Here is a 17,007-nt window from a genome sequence, read left to right as displayed (position 1 = left end):
GGATCAAACACTCATTAACGGAGTTCTGAGGTGGATTAACGAGGATCAAACACTCGTTAACGAGTGCTATTTATACTAATTCGTTAACTTATACTTACTGACCCTTGATGCCCAATGCTCAATGCCCAATTCCCCATGCTCAATACCCACTCCCCTGAGCATGAAACCAGAATTTTGAGCAATACTGGTACAAGAAGGAATATTTACAGAAAATCCCAAAATGACAATTCAACCTAGTGATAAGCCTTTACTAGAGTGGGCAGGCGATAGTTTGGCAATTGGATTATTTGAAGATGCAGTAGAGTTAACCGGAGAACTAGCTACTTTAGATCAAAAGTTTTCTGGGGTATTAAAAGAACTGATTACTGAAGAAGAATTTAAAGGTAAAGCCAACAGTACAATCTTCACCCGTGTAAATGCTGGTAGCCCAGTGCGGAAATTGATTTTAGTCGGTTTAGGCAAACCAGAAGCGTTAAAACTAGATACTCTGCGCCGTGCTGCTGCGGCTGTAGCCAGAGTAGGAAAAAAGCAAAAAAGCAAAATTCTCGGATTTAGTTTTCCATTGTGGAATAACGATCCAGCAGCGAGTGCCCAAGCGATCGCAGAAGGTGTGGAATTAGCACTTTACCAAGATATTCGCTTTAAATCCGAACCAGAAGATAAAGGTTCGCAAATAGAAACCATAGAATTACTAGGTTTCGGTGGACAAGAAGCTGCCATTACCCGCGCCAATCAAATCGTTTCTGGGGTAAATTTGGCACGGCAATTAGTGGCAGCACCAGCCAACGCAGTCACACCAATTACTTTAGCGGAAACTGCTCAAGCGATCGCCAAGGAATACGGTTTACAACTAGAAATTCTGGAACGAGAAGATTGTGAAAAGTTGGGTATGGGTGCATTTTTGGGAGTAGCCCTAGCTTCCGATTTGCCACCGAAATTCATTCACCTAACTTATAAGCCAGAAGGTACACCCAAAAAGAAATTAGCAATTATTGGCAAAGGTGTAACCTTCGACTCCGGCGGACTCAACATTAAAGGTGCTGGTAGTGGCATCGAAACCATGAAGATGGATATGGGGGGTGCAGCTGCAACCTTGGGTGCAGCCAAAGCAGTTGCTCAAATTAAGCCAGATGTTGAAGTTCACTTTATTTCGGCGGCGACCGAAAACATGATTAGCGGTCACGCCATGCACCCTGGAGACATTCTCACAGCATCAAATGGCAAAACAATCGAAGTGAACAACACCGACGCTGAAGGACGTTTGACCCTAGCAGATGCCTTGGTGTATGCCGATAAATTGGGCTTAGATGCGATCGTTGATTTAGCCACCCTGACTGGTGCCAACGTCATTGCCTTGGGTGACGATATTGCTGGTTTGTACACTCCCGATGAAACTGTCGCTTCCCAAATCGAAAAAGCTGCGGAAACTTCAGGGGAAAAGATTTGGCGGATGCCAATGGAAGAAAAATATTTTGAAGGGCTAAAATCTGGTATCGCGGACATGAAAAATACAGGGCCGCGTCCAGGTGGTGCAATCACCGCAGCCCTTTTCCTCAAGCAATTTGTCAAACAAACCCCTTGGGCGCACATAGATATTGCTGGCCCAGTGTGGACAGATAAAGAAAATGGCTACAACAGCGCAGGGGCAACTGGCTACGGCGTTCGGACGCTAGTTGATTGGGTACTGGGAAGTGGGGAATAAAGAGTAAGGGAGTAAGGGAGCTGGGGAGCAGGGGAGATGAGGGGACAAGGGGACAAGGAAATAAACAAAACTCTGACTCTTAACTCTTAACTCCTAACTCCTAACTCAGCACTCAGCACTCAGCACTCCTAACGCCCAATGCTCTCCTCCCTACTACCGAACAATTCGTGCTATCTTGAGCTTGCCAGTAAAAATTGTTGCAATAGTAACAGAATTAATTTGGCGGTCAGAAAATTAAGCTTTTTCGGGCATTGCCATCTGGTAAAATTTGTAAGGTTTCTAGAAGCTGTGAGCAATGGGATCGACTCGCGTACGGATCGCAATTGACGCCATGGGAGGGGATCATGCACCCGGTGAAATCGTTGCTGGCGCATTGCGGGCAAGAGAAGAATTGGGTGTAGATATATTGTTGGTTGGCGATCCCCAACAAATAGAAGCTGCCTTGCCATCAAAAACAAGTTTAGGGCAGGTGGAGATCGTAACTGCGGAGGAGGCGATCGCAATGGATGAGGAGCCTTTAAATGCAGTTAGACGCAAACGCAAGGCTTCTATTAATGTGGCGATGGATTTAGTCAAGCAGGAAAAGGCTGATGCCGTATTTTCTGCCGGACACTCTGGGGCAGCTATGGCATCAGCTTTGCTCCGCTTAGGACGATTGCCAGGAATCGATCGCCCAGCGATCGGGACAGTTTTCCCCACAATTATTGCTGGTAAGCCAGTGCTAGTACTTGATGTCGGCGCAAATGTAGATTGCCGCCCCAAGTTTTTAGAGCAGTTTGGCGTTATGGGATCGGCTTACAGTAAGTATGTCTTGGGTACAGATGAACCGAAGGTGGGTTTGTTGAATATCGGTGAAGAAGACTCGAAAGGCAATGATGCAGCAGTCCGCGCCCACCAACTGCTACGCGAAAATTCCCAAATTAATTTTATTGGCAATGCTGAAGGGCGTGATGTGCTTTCTGGTCGCTTTGATGTGATTGTCTGCGATGGCTTTGTAGGTAATGTATTGTTGAAATTTGCCGAAGCCGTCGGAGAAGTGATTCTGCAAATTCTGCGGGAAGAATTACCCCAAGGATTGCACGGTCAAATCGGTTCAGCACTCTTAAAACCAAACCTGAAGCGGATTAAGCAGCGGATGGATCACGCAGAACATGGTGGTGCTTTGCTCTTAGGCGTGGCAGGAGTCTGTTTTATCGGTCACGGTAGCTCCCAAGCACCTTCAATTTTTAATGCAATTCGCATGGCAAAAGAAGCTGTTGACAACCAGGTGATACAACGAATTCAGTCCCAATATATCCTAGAGCGCGAGAGCGGTTAGTCATTGGTCATTGGTCATTAGTCATTAGTCATTGGTCACTTGTACTGAGCGTAGTCGAAGTATTAGTCATGGGTCATTTGTAAAGGACAACTGACAAGGGACAACTGACAAAGGACAAAGGACAAAAGACAAAGGACAAAAGACAAAGGACAAAAAGCTGATAGCTTGGGAGATTAAGAGTGCAAAACTTAGGCGTAGCAATCACCGGAAGCGGCTCGGCAGTACCAGCAACTTCCCTACACAACGATACATTGAGTGAACTAGTTGAAACATCAGATGAGTGGATAGCCACAAGAACGGGAATTCGTCAACGGCGATTAGCATTGCCTTCTGAGTCCTTGAGTGTACTCGCTACTGCCGCCAGCATTGAGGCGATCGCATCTGCGGGAATTAAACCAGAAGACCTAGACCTGATTCTGCTAGCGACTTCCACCCCTGATGATTTGTTTGGTAGTGCTTGTCAAGTACAGGCTAAATTGGGAGCTACCAACGCAGTAGCTTTTGACTTAACAGCTGCCTGCTCCGGCTTTGTGTTTGGTTTGGTTACAGCAGCCCAATACATTAGAACCGGTGTGTATAGAAACGTACTATTAATCGGGGCAGATATACTCTCTCGCTGGGTAGATTGGGAAGATCGGCGGACTTGTGTATTGTTTGGTGATGGTGCCGGGGCAGTGGTGTTACAGGCTGCCAAAAGCGATCGTTTATTAGGATTTGCACTTAAAAGTGATGGTACTCAAAACCATTACCTCAACCTTGCTTATGCAGGAACTTCCCAAGAACTGGTGACTGATGTAAATATCACCAAAGGCACTTACCAACCAATTACGATGAACGGCAAAGAAGTCTATCGCTTTGCTGTGCAAAAAGTGCCAGAAATCATTGATAAAGCCTTGTTTCAAGCCAACATCAGCGTCGATCAAATAGATTGGCTGATATTGCATCAAGCCAATCAGCGGATTATCGATGCCGTTGCCCAACGGCTAAACATCCCAGAACATAAAGTTATAAGTAATCTCGCCCAGTACGGCAATACCTCAGCTGCTTCCATCCCCTTAGCTTTAGATGAAGCGGTACGACAAGGTAAAATTAAACCCAATGACATCGTTGCGACATCCGGCTTTGGTGCCGGTCTTACCTGGGGCGCGGCAATCTTTCAATGGGGAAGATAAATATTTTTTCATTAGTCATTAGTCATTTGTCCTTTGTGAATGACAAATGACCAATGACAAATGACCAATGACCACTGACTATTGAGAAATGACAAAAACTGCATGGGTGTTTCCCGGACAAGGTTCCCAAACGCTGGGAATGGGAATGGATTTACTAGATATACCGTCCGCTAAAGACAAGCTTGCCAAAGCTGAGGATATTTTGGGTTGGTCTGTAACTGAAATTTGTCAAACTCAAGAAGAGAAATTATCACAGACGCTGTATACTCAGCCAAGTCTTTATGTGGTTGAAAGCATTCTTGCCGACCTGCTTCGAGAACGAGGACATCAGCCAGATTTAGTTGCTGGTCACAGTTTGGGAGAATATACTGCTCTTTATGTAGCGGGTGTATTTGAGTGGTCGGCTGGTTTATATCTGGTGAAGCGTCGTGCAGAACTTATGGATAGTTCCATCGATGGTATGATGGGAGCTTTGATGAACTTTGACCGCGAACAGCTAGAAAAAGTCATTTCTCTAACGCCTGATGTAGTAATAGCAAATGATAATAGTTCGGCTCAGGTAGTAATTTCAGGCACGACTGAGGCTGTACAAGCGGTGATGACTCAAGTTAAAGCAAAGCGTGCGGTTCCCCTAAAAGTTTCTGGAGCATTTCATTCACATTTAATAGCACCAGCAGCTGCGGAATTTCAAGACATTTTAGAATCTGTGGAATTTCAACCGGCGATTGTGCCAGTGCTGTCTAATGTTGAACCAATTCCGTCTATTGATGCTGAGATTTTAAAGCAACGTCTGAACAAACAAATGACTGGTTCTGTAAGATGGCGAGAAATTTGTCTGCAATTACCAGCTAACGGTATCGAGCGAGTAATGGAAGTTGGGCCTGGTAAAGTGCTAACTGGCTTGATTAAACGTAATAGCCCTGATTTAATATTAGAAAATATCCAGAGTGCTGCTAATTTGCCTGGTTAATTTTTTTAGCTTCTATCGGTAGGGTTACGACAAATTCTGCGCCCTTTCCTAATGTGGAATTACAATCAAGTTTACCTTGATGTCTTGATGTAGTTCAGTCACAATTTGATAGCTGATAGATAAACCCAATCCAGATCCCTTACCCACATCTTTAGTTGTGAAAAAGGGGTCAAATAATCTTGTTAAAGTTGTGTCTGGAACTCCAAGATCATTATCTGCGATCGCAATCTTGATTCAGCCTGGAAATCAATATTAGTGGGTTGCTTAAATTCCTGCAAAGGGAGGTTATTCTGTGCAAGTTGAAAGATGTTGCTTTCTTGCTCTCCTCGTCCGCTAATGTACTTTTCTAGCTGGGTTTGCGTCTCGGCTTCCAAACGGGATATGACATGGACATAGCTCACCCCCAATACTTCTCGGGTTTTGGGGAAAAGGGGAAAGGGAAAAGGGAAAGAAAAAACCTTTAACCCTTACCCTTTACCCTTTACCCCAAACCCGATTCCGAGTTAAAAATGCACAAAGCGAGAAGTATTGAGCTCACCCCCGCAGACGCGAGTACCACCCCCATTACTCGTAGTGCCATATTAATTTGTATTGTGTGGGTAAGTGAGGTGGGGCGCTTCTTAACGATATGGACAGACTTCAAAGACCACTGTTTCTGAAGAATTTGTCTAAATTGGGTAAGCATCGAGTAGCAGAGGTAAATATTTAGGCTGAAGATTTAGTTTTCCCAGATGGGTAAAGCAATTCATCTCTATAGCTTTGTTGCGTTTGATCTGGGTGTTGCGATCGCGTATGCTAAATTCAGTTTGATTTGCATTATCTTCTGTGGACAAAAACCGCGAACCGTTGATCAGTCTGGCACTTTACCACGCCTTTAAATGGTCAGTCGTCAGCCCCATGCTTCACGCTTACTTTCGGGGCCAGATTTATGGTGCGGAAAATGTCCCCCAATCAGGGCCTCTATTAGTAGTAAGTAATCACGCTAGTTATTTCGATCCGCCGATTGTCTCTAATTGTGTACGTCGTCCAGTGGCGTACATGGCTAAGGAAGAGTTATTTAATATCCCCATTTTGGCGCAAGCGATTAAATTGTATGGTGCTTACCCAGTAAGTCGGGGAAATGCCGATCGCAATGCCATCCGCTCCGCCCTAGAATATCTCGATAAAGGTTGGGCTGTCGGTGTTTTCTTGCAAGGTACTCGCACCCCAGATGGTCGAATTACAGACCCCAAAAGAGGCGCATTGCTACTGGCGGCGAAAGCAAAAGCCCCAATATTGCCGGTGAGTGTCTGGGGTACTGAAGGGATTTTACAAAAAGGAGCGCCCCTACCTCGTGCAGTTCCCATCACTGTCAGAATTGGTAACTTGATTGATGCTCCCAGTTCTAGTAATAAAGAGGAATTAGAAGCGTTGACACAAAAGTGTGCCACAGTCATTAACGAAATGCATGATTTAGGACGATGAGTCTAGAGATACAACAGATATATGCTTTAGGGAGGTAGCGATCGCTATTAGATTACTCTAATCTTAAAATTTATTCCTCTAGCAATACAGTAAAGGACTTCCAACAAATAACTCTCAATCTTACAGGGCGGCTAACTTGAGCGCGCTAAACAACTAGCGTTTTCAAGGCTTAATTACGACAAATTACGAATTAAGAATTACGAATTATGAATTATTATGAGCGGCTTTGAAGCCAAGAATTTTTGGGAGCGATTAAATAATCTGGCATTAGTTAGATTTTTGCTTTTAATTGCTTCCGGCTGGGCAATTGTACAACTTTTAGCTTATTTTGAAGCGGTAATTGTAATTTTTACATTTGCGGCAATTTTAGCTTTTCTGCTCAGTTATCCTGTTCAAGGACTGCGGCGTTTTTTGCCCCACAGTATAGCTGTTGGTGTCGTTTTCTTGCTTAGTATTGTGATTATAGGCAGTCTGATAATGACTGTGAGCTTAACAGTTTTATCTCAAGGACAACAATTAATTAATAGTATCACTGCATTTTTAAATTCTTTAATACCTTTATTAGAGGGACTGGAAGGGTTTTTGCGAAACCGTAATTTACAGATAGATTTAAGTTTTATTGAAGAACAATTACGGAATCAAGCTGTATCAACTCTTGTGACTAGTTTAGCTATTTTGCAAGGGTTTATGACAAACTTTGTTACTTTTATACTGATTGCGGTTGTGGCTTTTTTCATGCTATTGGATGGAGATAAACTGTGGAGTTTTATTTTAAAAATAGTACCAAAACAGCGCCGTAATAGATTTACAAATATTATCAAAAAGTCTTTTTTAGGATTCTTTAGAGGTCAGTTGCTATTAAGTGGATTTTTAACAATTTCGACCTTCCTAGTTTTTGTAATATTAAAAGTGCCTTTTGCTTTGATATTGTCAATAATAGTCGGAATTCTTGATATTATTCCTGGCATAGGGGCGACATTAGGAGTAAGTACAGTGACTCTATTTATGTTGTCTCAAGGTGTTTGGTTAGCATTGAAAGTATTAATAGCTTGCGTTATTCTCCAGCAGATACAAGACAACTTGATTGCGCCCAGAATTATGCAAGGTGCGCTGAATCTTAATCCTGTAGTGGTGTTTTTTGCTTTATTAGTCGGGGCGAAAGTAGCAGGATTATTAGGTGTTTTTATATCTATTCCTATCGCTGGAGTAATTGTGTCTTTATTTGAAATTGATGAAATGAAATCTGAAATTTAGTCATTGGTTATTTGTCAGGAACTCGGAACTAGTGAATAATGTAAAAATAGCCATTTACAAATAAACATTGGGAAGTAATGTCGGATTTAAGAGCGGAATTAACAGAAATTTTGGATGAGGCAGAGTGGGAATGGTTAATTCCTCATGTACAACGAGATGCAGTAATTTTGGTGGCACTTGAGCTAGACTTGGTGGATGTTGGAGTAGCGATCGCCAGCGATAACATTCCATCAGTGGAACAGTGGATTGATAAACAATTGATTACCAAACCCACAACAGTACAAGTGGGAGAATGGAATGGCGATCGCAGTAAGCGATTTAATACTCTCATCGTTCAGCCTTACGTTTTGGCACAAGAAATAGCCGCAACTTAATTAATTTCTATGTACTTTTAGATACTGTATTTCGTAGTTAAATTCATTTTGGCTAGACTCAACATTTTGAAAAAAAGTCGAGCGTACAAATCCCAAGTTATGCAATAAAGCAATAGAGCGATGATTTTGGACATCAACGTAAGCACAAAAATCAAGATTTTGGTATGTCTCAATTAAATAATTAATCATACACGTCACCGCTTCGCGTGCATAACCTTTTCCCCATACATTAGGGAAAAACACATATCCAACAATTGCGCTCTTATTTACAGTGATTGTTGCTTGAACGTATCCAACGTAATATTTCTCTATTAGTGACCAGACAGCCCAATTTAACCAAATCTCTGTTCCATCTGGTGATTGACGACGCTTCAATACCATGTAGCGTTCGCGAAGCGATTCAACAGTTTGTGGCGGCACATCTTCGATAAAGTCGTATATACTGGCACTCTGTAATCCATTAAAAAGCAGTTCGGCATGATACGGTTCTAGTGGTTCTAAACAGAGTCGTTGAGAGTACATTTTCATTTTGTGATCTAGCCCTACACTAAAGAAGTCACACCGAACACTTTCTATTAACTCATCTTCAACATGAACCTGTATATCTGAAAGTCTGTTGCAAGATCCCAGAGGGGGCGCTGGCTTAAGGTATCGGCACAGGCATCAGACTAAAATCCAAAATTGATTGACTATTGACTAAAGCAAAATTTTCTCCTTTAAGATTTACCCATCTAGGAGCTAGAATTGTTACCATAATTTCAGATTAGATGTTGAAACTTTGATCCAATCTGAAACCTTAGAATTATTAGAATGGCATCGCCTTTGCCAGCACCTTGCTACCTTTGCCGCAACGAAGCTGGGGGCGACAGCTGCGCGTCATCTGAAAATACCTGATTCTCAGACCCAAAGCGAACTGTTGTTAGAGCAAACCAAAGAAATCTACCAACTGGAAACTCGCCTGACCACGGGACTATCATTTGAGGGAATTCAAGATATTGGTGATTCCTTAGAACGAGCAGAACGCAGTGGAGTTTTGGCAGGGGAAGAACTGTTAGCGATCGCCACCACCCTTGCTGGTGCCAGAAATTTACGCCGTGTCATCGACAATCAAGAAGATTTGCCGATACTCACTGAGTTAGTTGCCGATTTGCGGACTTATCCCGAACTAGAGCAAGAAATTCACCGCTGTATTGATGAACGGGCCCAGGTAACTGACCGCGCGAGTCAAAAACTAGGAGAAATTCGCACAGACTTGCGGCGAGTACGCAGCCAAATTACCCAAAAGCTGCAAAATATCTTACAGGCAAAATCTGGGGCAGTTCAAGAACAGCTGATTACGCAACGGGGCGATCGCTTTGTGATTCCTGTGAAAGCACCCCAAAAAGATGCCATTCCCGGTATAGTCCACGATACCTCCACCAGCGGTGCTACCCTCTATGTGGAACCGAATTCAGTAGTGCCCTTGGGCAACCAACTGCGGCAGATTATCAGGAGAGAACAAGCAGAAGAAGAAGCGGTTCGCCGTGCTTTGACAGAACTTGTAGGCGCAGTCAAACCAGATTTAGAAAGATTATTAGCGATCGCTACTACTTTGGATTTGGCAACCGCTAGATCGCGATATAGTTTCTGGCTAGGAGCGAATCCCCCGCGATTTATCCAGCGAGAAGAGAGGGAAATGATTACCTTGCGGAACTTGCGGCATCCTCTGTTAGTGTGGCAGCAACAGCACGAACAAGGGCAACCAGTAGTTCCTGTAGATTTGCTGATCAGTCCGCAAATTCGGGTAGTGACAATTACCGGGCCCAATACTGGCGGTAAAACTGTAACCTTAAAAACTTTGGGGTTAGCAGCATTAATGGCCAAAGTGGGTTTATTCGTCCCCGCCCGCGAACCAGTAGAAATACCTTGGTTTGATAAAGTGCTGGCAGATATTGGCGATGAACAATCCTTACAGCAAAGCTTATCCACATTCTCTGGACACATCCGCCGCATTAGTCGGATTTTAGAAGCATTGGGAAATGGCGAAGCAGAGGAGCAGGGGAGCAGGGGGGCAAAGGAGCAGGAGACTGGAGTTATTTCTCCATCACTCAGCACTCAGCACGGGCTAAACGCCCCGCTACCGCTAACGGCACTCAGCACTCAGCACTCAGCACTCAGCACTCGGCACTCAGCACTCGTTTTACTTGATGAAGTCGGTGCAGGAACCGATCCAGTGGAGGGTAGTGCTTTAGCGATCGCCTTGTTGCAATATCTCGCCAACCATTCCCAGCTAACGATCGCTACCACTCACTTCGGGGAACTAAAAGCCCTGAAATACGAAGACGATCGGTTTGAAAATGCCTCTGTAGAATTTGACGAAAGTACTCTGTCGCCTACTTATCGTTTGCTATGGGGCATCCCCGGACGTTCTAATGCCCTGACAATTGCCCTGCGCTTGGGATTAAAACCAGAAGTGGTACAACAGGCGAAAACCCAAGTTGGAGAAGCTACAGATGAAGTTAACCAGGTAATTGCTGGGTTAGAAGCGCAACGCCGCCGCCAAGAAACCAAAGCTGCGGAAGCCCAAGTTTTGTTGCAGCAAGCGGAACGTTTATATAAAGAAGTATCTGCAAAAGCCGCAAGTTTGGAGGAAAGGGAAAGCAGTTTGCGGGCTTCACAGGAAATAGCAGTGCAGCAAGCGATCGCTCAAGCAAAAGGTGAAATTGCCCAAGTAATTCGCCGCTTGCAGAAAGGTACGCCTACAGCCCAAGAGGCCCAGCAAGCAACTAATGCTTTGAATCAAATTGGCCAGCAATATCAGCCAGCAACGCCAGCAAAACCAAAAGTTGGGTTTATGCCCAAAGTAGGCGATCGTATCCGCGTTCCCAAATTGGGACAGATAGCAGAAGTGATCGCCGCCCCCGATCAAGATGGCGAATTAAGCGTTCGCTTTGGGCTAATGAAAATGACTGTAAAGTTGGAAGACGTAGAATCTCTAGATGGTCAAAAAGCCGAACCAATTGTCAAACCCAAACCAGCCCCAGCAGCAGTAACCCCGCCACCGCAAAATGTTCCAGAAATTCGGACTTCCCAAAATACCATCGATTTGCGTGGTAAACGGGTGGCTGATGCCGAATACATTTTAGATAAAGCCATCTCGGAAGCTACAGGCCCAATCTGGATTATTCACGGGTACGGTACTGGTAAGCTGCGACAAGGAGTTCACGCCTTTTTGCAACAGCATTCCAGAGTGAACAACTACGAACCAGCAGAACAAGCAGATGGCGGCAGTGGTGTTACCGTTGTTCATATAAAATAAAGTTCACTTGCAATTGGTAATTCTCACGGTATTTAGAGAAAATACCAACCAACGTTTACTGTTTGCAAGTCTTTCTCTTAAAAAGTTAGTACGACTGGCCACTTCTTGTGCATTTTCCATTTGTACTCTTAGTAGTAAAATCGGATATCAGCAAGCAAATGACACTAATAGCTACTAGCAGTCCAAATATTGAATCCGATTCTGGAACTTTGGTGATTACTAACGATAAATTATCGGCATAGCTATCATTCACGCGCCCACGAACATAGTTCATATCCAGAGCAACATTAATTTGTCTTGCAGCAACGGGAACAAAACCCTTTGTAGATTGGAATAATAAACCTGTAGTGTTATTTCTCTCCTCTGGGGTGGTTGAAGTAATGAATGCTGTGTCTAGAGATTGACCATCTTGATTGAGGAAATTAAGACTAAACTTTACATTATCTAAATCAGTGCCGTAGCCACCTAACCAGGCGCTCAAATCGTATGTTCCATGCCCAGCATCAATTATAGAGGCAAGGTTAGCTATATCAATTAGTTGAGAAGCACTTGAGGAACTTCTATTAGCACCACCAAAAAATAGATTTTTACCACGTACATTTGGTCCTGAACTATTAACATTAGGAAGTCCACTAACAGCGACTATATTACCCAAGGGGTTAGTAAATTCAAAACCTGTTGCTCCATATTGTAGTACACTAAAACTATCAGTTGGAATCCAACCAGGGATGAAGGGAATATCAGTTTCAACAGCATTACCAATGGGATCTCCTTCTCCTTGTTCTGCATCTCCATTAACAATAATATTTTGGCCAAGCGTAGCTGCATGGGTAAGGCTAGTAAGCAAAATGCTCGATGAAATTACTGCTATCAAAGCTATACCTGCTTTTGCTATTTGTTGAGAGTAAAAAGTAAATGTATTGACCTTATTCATATTTGACTTTGTTGTTCAAGGTGCTATCAGGTTGACTTAGGACAAGACAAAGCTAGTAAGTTTTCTACCTATCTTGAGCTATTTTTATTAATTGCTTTTTGACTAATTTTTTATTGAAGATAAAAGCTACCCCTACCGCTAGCAAAATTCCACCCGCACCTTGATGTTCGGGAACAGAAGTAGAAGGTGCACTAAATCCATACTTAGCCAAAATTTCTTGCCCTTTTTGTGACAGGATATATTCGACTAAATTTTCACCATCAGGATCAGCATTCTTCAGTGTAGTTAGTCCATAATTAGCTTTCGTTGCTAAATAGCCGGGTAACTCTACTATTTGCAGATTTTCACCACCTTCTGCTGCTTGGGCAGTCTTGCCACTGGTGTAATAAGCTAAAAATATATCTGCCTGTTTTGTTTCTTCTAAAAAGTAGACTAAATTATTTTTGCCATTAGGAACTATAGGAGCATTAGGATTACCACCTACTAACTGTAAAGCTTTATTTTTAAGAATCTGGGAACTACCAGGTGTAACCCGATCGGATTTGTCAAATATCTCCCATGCATAGTTACCAGATGGATCTGCTACAGGGGTTGAAGTTCCCAATTTGATTTCAGGTTTTAGCAAAAAGTCCAACAAATTATCTGATGTGACACCGAGTCCCGATCTGAGAACAGCAGTCATGCGATTGCTAGTGAAGTTCACTACAGGTTCACTCAAACCTTCTTCAAACAATGTTTGAGGGTTATCAATATCTGCACTGGCAAAAATATCTGCGGATTTTCCAGTTTCAGAGAATTCTTGTTCTATAAATTCTCGTGTTAAACCAGAGGGGCCAAATCGCGTTTCTACTGCAATCCCATATTTTTCGTTAAAAGATTCAGCTACTTCTGTGAGACTATCGCGCAAACTTCCAGCACCGTATAGCTTAACTGCAAATGCCTGAGTTGGCAAAGTCACACCGACAGCACAAGCTATCAGTGAAAAGGCAAAAAAATACTTTTTCATAGTTGTTATATTATTGCGTTGTTATTTCTATTAAGTGAATGTTCTGTAACCCATACTGAAGCATGGGTTTTGGTAAATATCTAAACTATTACCTCTGCCCATTAACTTTATAAATGAGTTCTGATATGTGCGTGGTTTGTGGTTAAAGCAATAGTACCAACTAAGTTGGAATAAATCAATCACCCAACATCTTCAAACGCTGACTTTATCAAATTTTTAAGTTTATCATCAGTTTTATTCATGGAGGCGTCAATTGTCCTGATGTTGCCCAGCCTATACTGAAATAACAGGCTGCACACAAGTAAAACTCACTTAGGTAATATCCAGCAGTAAAAAGTGCCTTTAGCAAACAGGAAAAATATTTGTAGAATAATTATGTATATATTAAGACCAAGTAATAAATATCAAGAAATTTCAAAATTTAAAACCGCAAGCAAATTAGGAGGTATTCTACATACTTACTTAGCGATCGTTAGCGATTAGCATTTAAAACAATAGTTTATTGATACTCTGATACGGAGCTAACAGTGAAAGTTGGATAAATCTTAATTAGAATTGATAATTTTTTACTTTGTCGAAAATAAATTTTCATCTAGAGTAAGACAAAGATACCTACTGTTTACCACATAAAAAAGCTAGCTGAAGCCTCTGGCTTATAGCTATGGGAAACCAAGCTTGATTCTTAAGAGTCTGGTTTCAAAATGGGTAACAGCAACATCCCCTATCAGCTCGATCACCTATGCTAAAAGTTATGCACTCGGCCGCCAACTCAGCCACTCCAAATTCCCAGTGGGAGGATTTAATCAAGCTTCCAGCCCCAAACACAGTTCAATGGGACAATATCAAAACCCAATTAGACTTGGTGCTGTTAGCGCTAGAAACCTTAACTGGGATTGGTTCAGAGGCAATGCTTTCGGCGGCAACCGATCTGAATTTAGAGTCAAGAGTGCCAGACCGCGTAGCTTTATGGCGATTGCGCCAATCAAATCCTCTACGCAAAGGTCAAGGAGGGCGAAAAAAGCTCGATGTCGAAGAAGCGCGATCGCTTGTTTTGATCGTCTGCTACCTAGCCAAACAGCACCAGGAATTGATTCGCCGTGCTGTCGGTCTGTTAGAACAAATGGCAGAAAATAACCGGGAACCTCACCAGGCTGCTTTACTTGGAGACTATATTGATGCTTTTTGCAACACCTACCAAGAGCGGATGGAAGAGGACGAGCAAATCTCAACAGATTTACTAACCAACCTGGCCCTAAAACTGCTTGTAGATTTACTTTTTTACAGCGCTCCTGGTGGGCATCGCCGTCTCTGGCTAGCACTTATAGACCGTTCAACAAAATTTTAAATTTTAGATTTGAAATTCCTCAATCAAAATTCGTTATCAAAAGTTTGCTAGGTAAGGATTCCTTTTTGATGGTCATTAGTTCTTGAGCGATGCATTATCAACAATGCTTCCTCCTTGCACGCCAGTTTGCATAACAGAAGGAACCTGACAAATTTCTGAGTGGAAGAATCCACCGTTCCAACTTTTCTTTGCAAGCAACTGGCTCAATTTTTGCAAAATCCCAATATAGTCTTCTTCGTAGTTCCTGTCATGCCTCTATCAAATTCAGTTATTCGTTGCTACACACCACCGACTTGCACGCTAGAAGTATTCGCGCAAAGCTCACCTCTGTCCCGTTGGATGGGGAAAACTGTCCTCAAACATCTGAGTTTTGAGCTACGTTTTGACGATCCCCGACTACCAGAAGAACACAGAGTTCCAATTCGGGGCGATCGCGAACAACTTGAAGCTTTATGTGATGCTGTCACCAACTATGTACAGCAATTTCTCCAACAGTCTCCAGAAAGCTTTTGGGTTAGTTTCTCCAGTACTCAAGAGTCAAGCACAGCACTAGATGAGCCGGAATTAAAGTCTTCAACAAAAACATTAAATGCCTTTAGTACCCAGATTCCAGGGGCAAATATCTACTTAGAACCAAGTAGCTATTTAACTCACAACTTATTTCTTGGTTCTCTGGCCAACTATTCATCTGGCCCCGTAATTCAACTCAGTTTGCTGCAACTATTCGATTTGGCAAGTGCTTTAGATGAATACTCAACTGATGTCATGGCACTTCCAACTTTCAACAGCACGAGTTCGACTCTGAGGTTTCCTACTTGGGCACCTATTGCCGCGGTATTAGTATTAGGTGTAGGTTTTTTACCAGTTACTTGGCAATATGCCAACAACATTCGAGAAAAGCAACAGCAGACAGCCAAAACAGCGGATTCAACAGCGGTAAAAACTGCTCTAGAACCTTCATCCCCACTAAACTTTCCCACGCCTGAACCTGGACTAACCCCTCCATCAAATAATTTGCTAGGTTCCACCCCTCCACTTTCCACATCCACTTTACCTCAAGCACCTCTAACAGCACCTGGTTCTAGTTTCTCTCCACCACTACCAAATGCATTGACAATACCTCAAGGGACGACTGCAACCATTCCTAGTAATCGAGCGATGCCTCCGGCGAGTTTTCCTAACGCACCATCGAGCAAAATCCCAGGCCAGGAAATTGCCATATTACCAAATCTGGGACAGAATCCAACCGGGTCAAGTTCCCAACCTGGTGCTATCCCTCAACTGCGGAATTTGCCACCCAGACTATCTTCTAACGCAAGTAGCTTACCAACTAATATCTCACCAGTCCTCCCTCCATCTCTTGACACCATACCCAATAAGAATCGTGTCAATACCCCAGTCCAACCCTCCCCACTAACCTCACAACAGCTAGACGAAAGAATCAGTTCCTTACAGCAATCTTCTGCTGGAGAGAAACCTACTTCACAACTTCCCTCCTCTAGAACTGCTGCTAATAACCCATTTATCGATCAATTAGGGGACGCAGGTAAAAACCCCACATCCAGAGAAGTAGCTACTGGCACATTATTTGACACACCTCAAGTAGCAGAAGCTAGACAATACCTAACAAAGCGTTGGCAACCACCTACTGGACTGGGACAAACATTAGAGTATAGTTTGATAGTTGGTGTTGACGGCACAATTGAACGAATTTTTCCCCTTAATAAGGCAGCAAGAGAATTCGTTGATAACGCTGGGATGCCTGAAGTTGGCAAACCTTTTGTTTCCGCTAATAAAAATGGACAAAATGTCAGAATTCGAGTTGTTCTCAGTCCTGATGGCAAGGTACAGACTTTTCCAGATGAATAACTAAACTCATCCTTTTAATGCCACTTGTAAAACTGGTACAAATCTTGTGCCAGTTTTTACTGACTACATTGCTCTTAAGCTTATCTATTGAAGTCCAGTTACGAAACTGGTCTTACTATTAATTACCAGTAAACCTACCAAGAAATATCATTACTGTTAACACCAATTCTCCAAAAATAAACTATAGATACAAATCTGGAACCCAGATTAAATCTTACGCTTCTTAATTACAAATTAAGAATTGGTATTAACCTGAGTTCGGGATAAGGAAAGGAGCAGGTAGTAAGCTGAAAATAACGAC

At 42.9% G+C, this 17,007-nt stretch carries 15 protein-coding genes and 1 pseudogene; 10 read left to right on the top strand and 6 right to left on the bottom strand.

From position 1 onward, the window contains the following. Nucleotides 1–220 precede the first annotated feature (220 nt). The 4 genes from RMY16_RS31225 (at nt 221) to fabD (ending at nt 5,162) form a co-directional block, all read left to right on the top strand. The gene (locus RMY16_RS31225; RefSeq protein ID WP_322739629.1) at nt 221–1,702 is read left to right on the top strand and encodes a leucyl aminopeptidase; all 1,482 of its coding nucleotides are present in this window, start codon (nt 221–223) and stop codon (nt 1,700–1,702) included. Between the two features lie 295 nt (nt 1,703–1,997). Next, complete coding sequence (gene plsX, locus RMY16_RS31220) at nt 1,998–3,020, top strand: phosphate acyltransferase PlsX (RefSeq protein ID WP_322739628.1); 1,023 nt, start codon at nt 1,998–2,000, stop codon at nt 3,018–3,020. Nucleotides 3,021–3,199: 179 nt separating this feature from the next. Beyond that, the gene (locus RMY16_RS31215; RefSeq protein ID WP_322739627.1) at nt 3,200–4,192 is read left to right on the top strand and encodes a beta-ketoacyl-ACP synthase 3; all 993 of its coding nucleotides are present in this window, start codon (nt 3,200–3,202) and stop codon (nt 4,190–4,192) included. Nucleotides 4,193–4,280: 88 nt separating this feature from the next. Further along, nucleotides 4,281–5,162, top strand: coding sequence for an ACP S-malonyltransferase (gene fabD, locus RMY16_RS31210; RefSeq protein ID WP_322739626.1), 882 nt, complete (start codon nt 4,281–4,283; stop codon nt 5,160–5,162). On the opposite strand, the pseudogene RMY16_RS31205 reads toward fabD, so the two are convergent. The 3 genes and pseudogenes from RMY16_RS31205 to RMY16_RS31195 all read right to left on the bottom strand — a co-directional run. Next, a pseudogene (locus RMY16_RS31205) lies at nt 5,146–5,396 on the bottom strand (sensor histidine kinase); the annotation flags it as partial. The gene fabD and the pseudogene RMY16_RS31205 sit on opposite strands and share 17 nt — an antisense overlap. Further along, nucleotides 5,345–5,563 carry a hypothetical protein gene (locus RMY16_RS31200; RefSeq protein WP_322739625.1) on the bottom strand — a complete coding sequence of 73 codons (219 nt, stop codon included), beginning with the start codon at nt 5,561–5,563 and terminating at the stop codon, nt 5,345–5,347. The gene RMY16_RS31200 and the pseudogene RMY16_RS31205, both read right to left, overlap by 52 nt. 267 nt (nt 5,564–5,830) lie before the next feature. Next, nucleotides 5,831–5,995 (bottom strand): hypothetical protein, encoded by a 165-nt coding sequence (locus tag RMY16_RS31195; RefSeq protein ID WP_322739624.1) that lies wholly within the window; start codon nt 5,993–5,995, stop codon nt 5,831–5,833. Between RMY16_RS31195 and RMY16_RS31190 the strand changes: the two genes are divergently transcribed. The 3 genes from RMY16_RS31190 to RMY16_RS31180 all read left to right on the top strand — a co-directional run bounded on the left by RMY16_RS31190 (nt 5,988) and on the right by RMY16_RS31180 (nt 8,254). Further along, entirely contained in the window at nt 5,988–6,626 is a 639-nt protein-coding gene (locus RMY16_RS31190; RefSeq protein WP_322660731.1) for a lysophospholipid acyltransferase family protein, read from the top strand. The genes RMY16_RS31195 and RMY16_RS31190 overlap by 8 nt on opposite strands. 216 nt (nt 6,627–6,842) lie before the next feature. Beyond that, nucleotides 6,843–7,880: an AI-2E family transporter gene (locus RMY16_RS31185; RefSeq protein WP_322739623.1), complete on the top strand. Its 1,038-nt coding sequence runs from the start codon at nt 6,843–6,845 to the stop codon at nt 7,878–7,880. Between the two features lie 77 nt (nt 7,881–7,957). Then, entirely contained in the window at nt 7,958–8,254 is a 297-nt protein-coding gene (locus tag RMY16_RS31180; RefSeq protein ID WP_194047746.1) for a DUF2288 domain-containing protein, read from the top strand. On the opposite strand, the gene RMY16_RS31175 is transcribed toward RMY16_RS31180, so the two are convergent. Continuing rightward, nucleotides 8,255–8,782 carry a GNAT family N-acetyltransferase gene (locus RMY16_RS31175; RefSeq protein WP_322739622.1) on the bottom strand — a complete coding sequence of 176 codons (528 nt, stop codon included), beginning with the start codon at nt 8,780–8,782 and terminating at the stop codon, nt 8,255–8,257. A 250-nt stretch (nt 8,783–9,032) separates the two neighbouring features. On the opposite strand from RMY16_RS31175, the gene RMY16_RS31170 reads away from it, so the two are divergent. Next, nucleotides 9,033–11,552, top strand: coding sequence for an endonuclease MutS2 (locus RMY16_RS31170; protein ID WP_322739621.1), 2,520 nt, complete (start codon nt 9,033–9,035; stop codon nt 11,550–11,552). Nucleotides 11,553–11,637: 85 nt separating this feature from the next. Here the strand turns inward: RMY16_RS31170 and RMY16_RS31165 are convergent, their stop codons facing one another. Continuing rightward, the gene (locus tag RMY16_RS31165) at nt 11,638–12,486 is read right to left on the bottom strand and encodes a PEP-CTERM sorting domain-containing protein (protein WP_322739620.1); all 849 of its coding nucleotides are present in this window, start codon (nt 12,484–12,486) and stop codon (nt 11,638–11,640) included. A gap of 64 nt (nt 12,487–12,550) precedes the next feature. Beyond that, nucleotides 12,551–13,492, bottom strand: a complete 942-nt coding sequence (locus tag RMY16_RS31160) for a molybdate ABC transporter substrate-binding protein (protein ID WP_322739619.1) — start codon at nt 13,490–13,492, stop codon at nt 12,551–12,553. A 739-nt stretch (nt 13,493–14,231) separates the two neighbouring features. Here RMY16_RS31160 and RMY16_RS31155 point away from each other — a divergent pair. Next, a complete protein-coding gene (locus RMY16_RS31155; protein WP_322660741.1) occupies nt 14,232–14,837 on the top strand; it encodes a DUF3038 domain-containing protein in 606 nt (201 codons plus the stop codon). Nucleotides 14,838–15,086: 249 nt separating this feature from the next. Continuing rightward, on the top strand, nt 15,087–16,706 hold the full coding sequence (locus tag RMY16_RS31150) for a DUF4335 domain-containing protein (RefSeq protein ID WP_322739630.1): 1,620 nt from the start codon (nt 15,087–15,089) through the stop codon (nt 16,704–16,706). Nucleotides 16,707–17,007: the final 301 nt, after the last annotated feature.

Origin of the sequence: Nostoc sp. DedQUE12b, from assembly GCF_034530835.1 — a bacterium.
Classification (GTDB): domain Bacteria; phylum Cyanobacteriota; class Cyanobacteriia; order Cyanobacteriales; family Nostocaceae; genus Nostoc.
The sequence above is the reverse complement of the archived record's forward strand: the minus strand, read 5'-3'. Positions and strand labels throughout refer to the sequence as shown.

Coding starts and splice junctions, on each gene's coding strand:
- RMY16_RS31225 (WP_322739629.1), top strand. CDS start 221: ATGACAATTCAACCTAGTGATAAGCCTTTACTAGAGTGGGCAGGCGAT.
- plsX (WP_322739628.1), top strand. CDS start 1,998: ATGGGATCGACTCGCGTACGGATCGCAATTGACGCCATGGGAGGGGAT.
- fabD (WP_322739626.1), top strand. CDS start 4,281: ATGACAAAAACTGCATGGGTGTTTCCCGGACAAGGTTCCCAAACGCTG.
- RMY16_RS31185 (WP_322739623.1), top strand. CDS start 6,843: ATGAGCGGCTTTGAAGCCAAGAATTTTTGGGAGCGATTAAATAATCTG.
- RMY16_RS31180 (WP_194047746.1), top strand. CDS start 7,958: ATGTCGGATTTAAGAGCGGAATTAACAGAAATTTTGGATGAGGCAGAG.
- RMY16_RS31175 (WP_322739622.1), bottom strand. CDS start 8,782: ATGAAAATGTACTCTCAACGACTCTGTTTAGAACCACTAGAACCGTAT.
- RMY16_RS31165 (WP_322739620.1), bottom strand. CDS start 12,486: ATGAATAAGGTCAATACATTTACTTTTTACTCTCAACAAATAGCAAAA.
- RMY16_RS31160 (WP_322739619.1), bottom strand. CDS start 13,492: ATGAAAAAGTATTTTTTTGCCTTTTCACTGATAGCTTGTGCTGTCGGT.
- RMY16_RS31155 (WP_322660741.1), top strand. CDS start 14,232: ATGCTAAAAGTTATGCACTCGGCCGCCAACTCAGCCACTCCAAATTCC.
- RMY16_RS31150 (WP_322739630.1), top strand. CDS start 15,087: ATGCCTCTATCAAATTCAGTTATTCGTTGCTACACACCACCGACTTGC.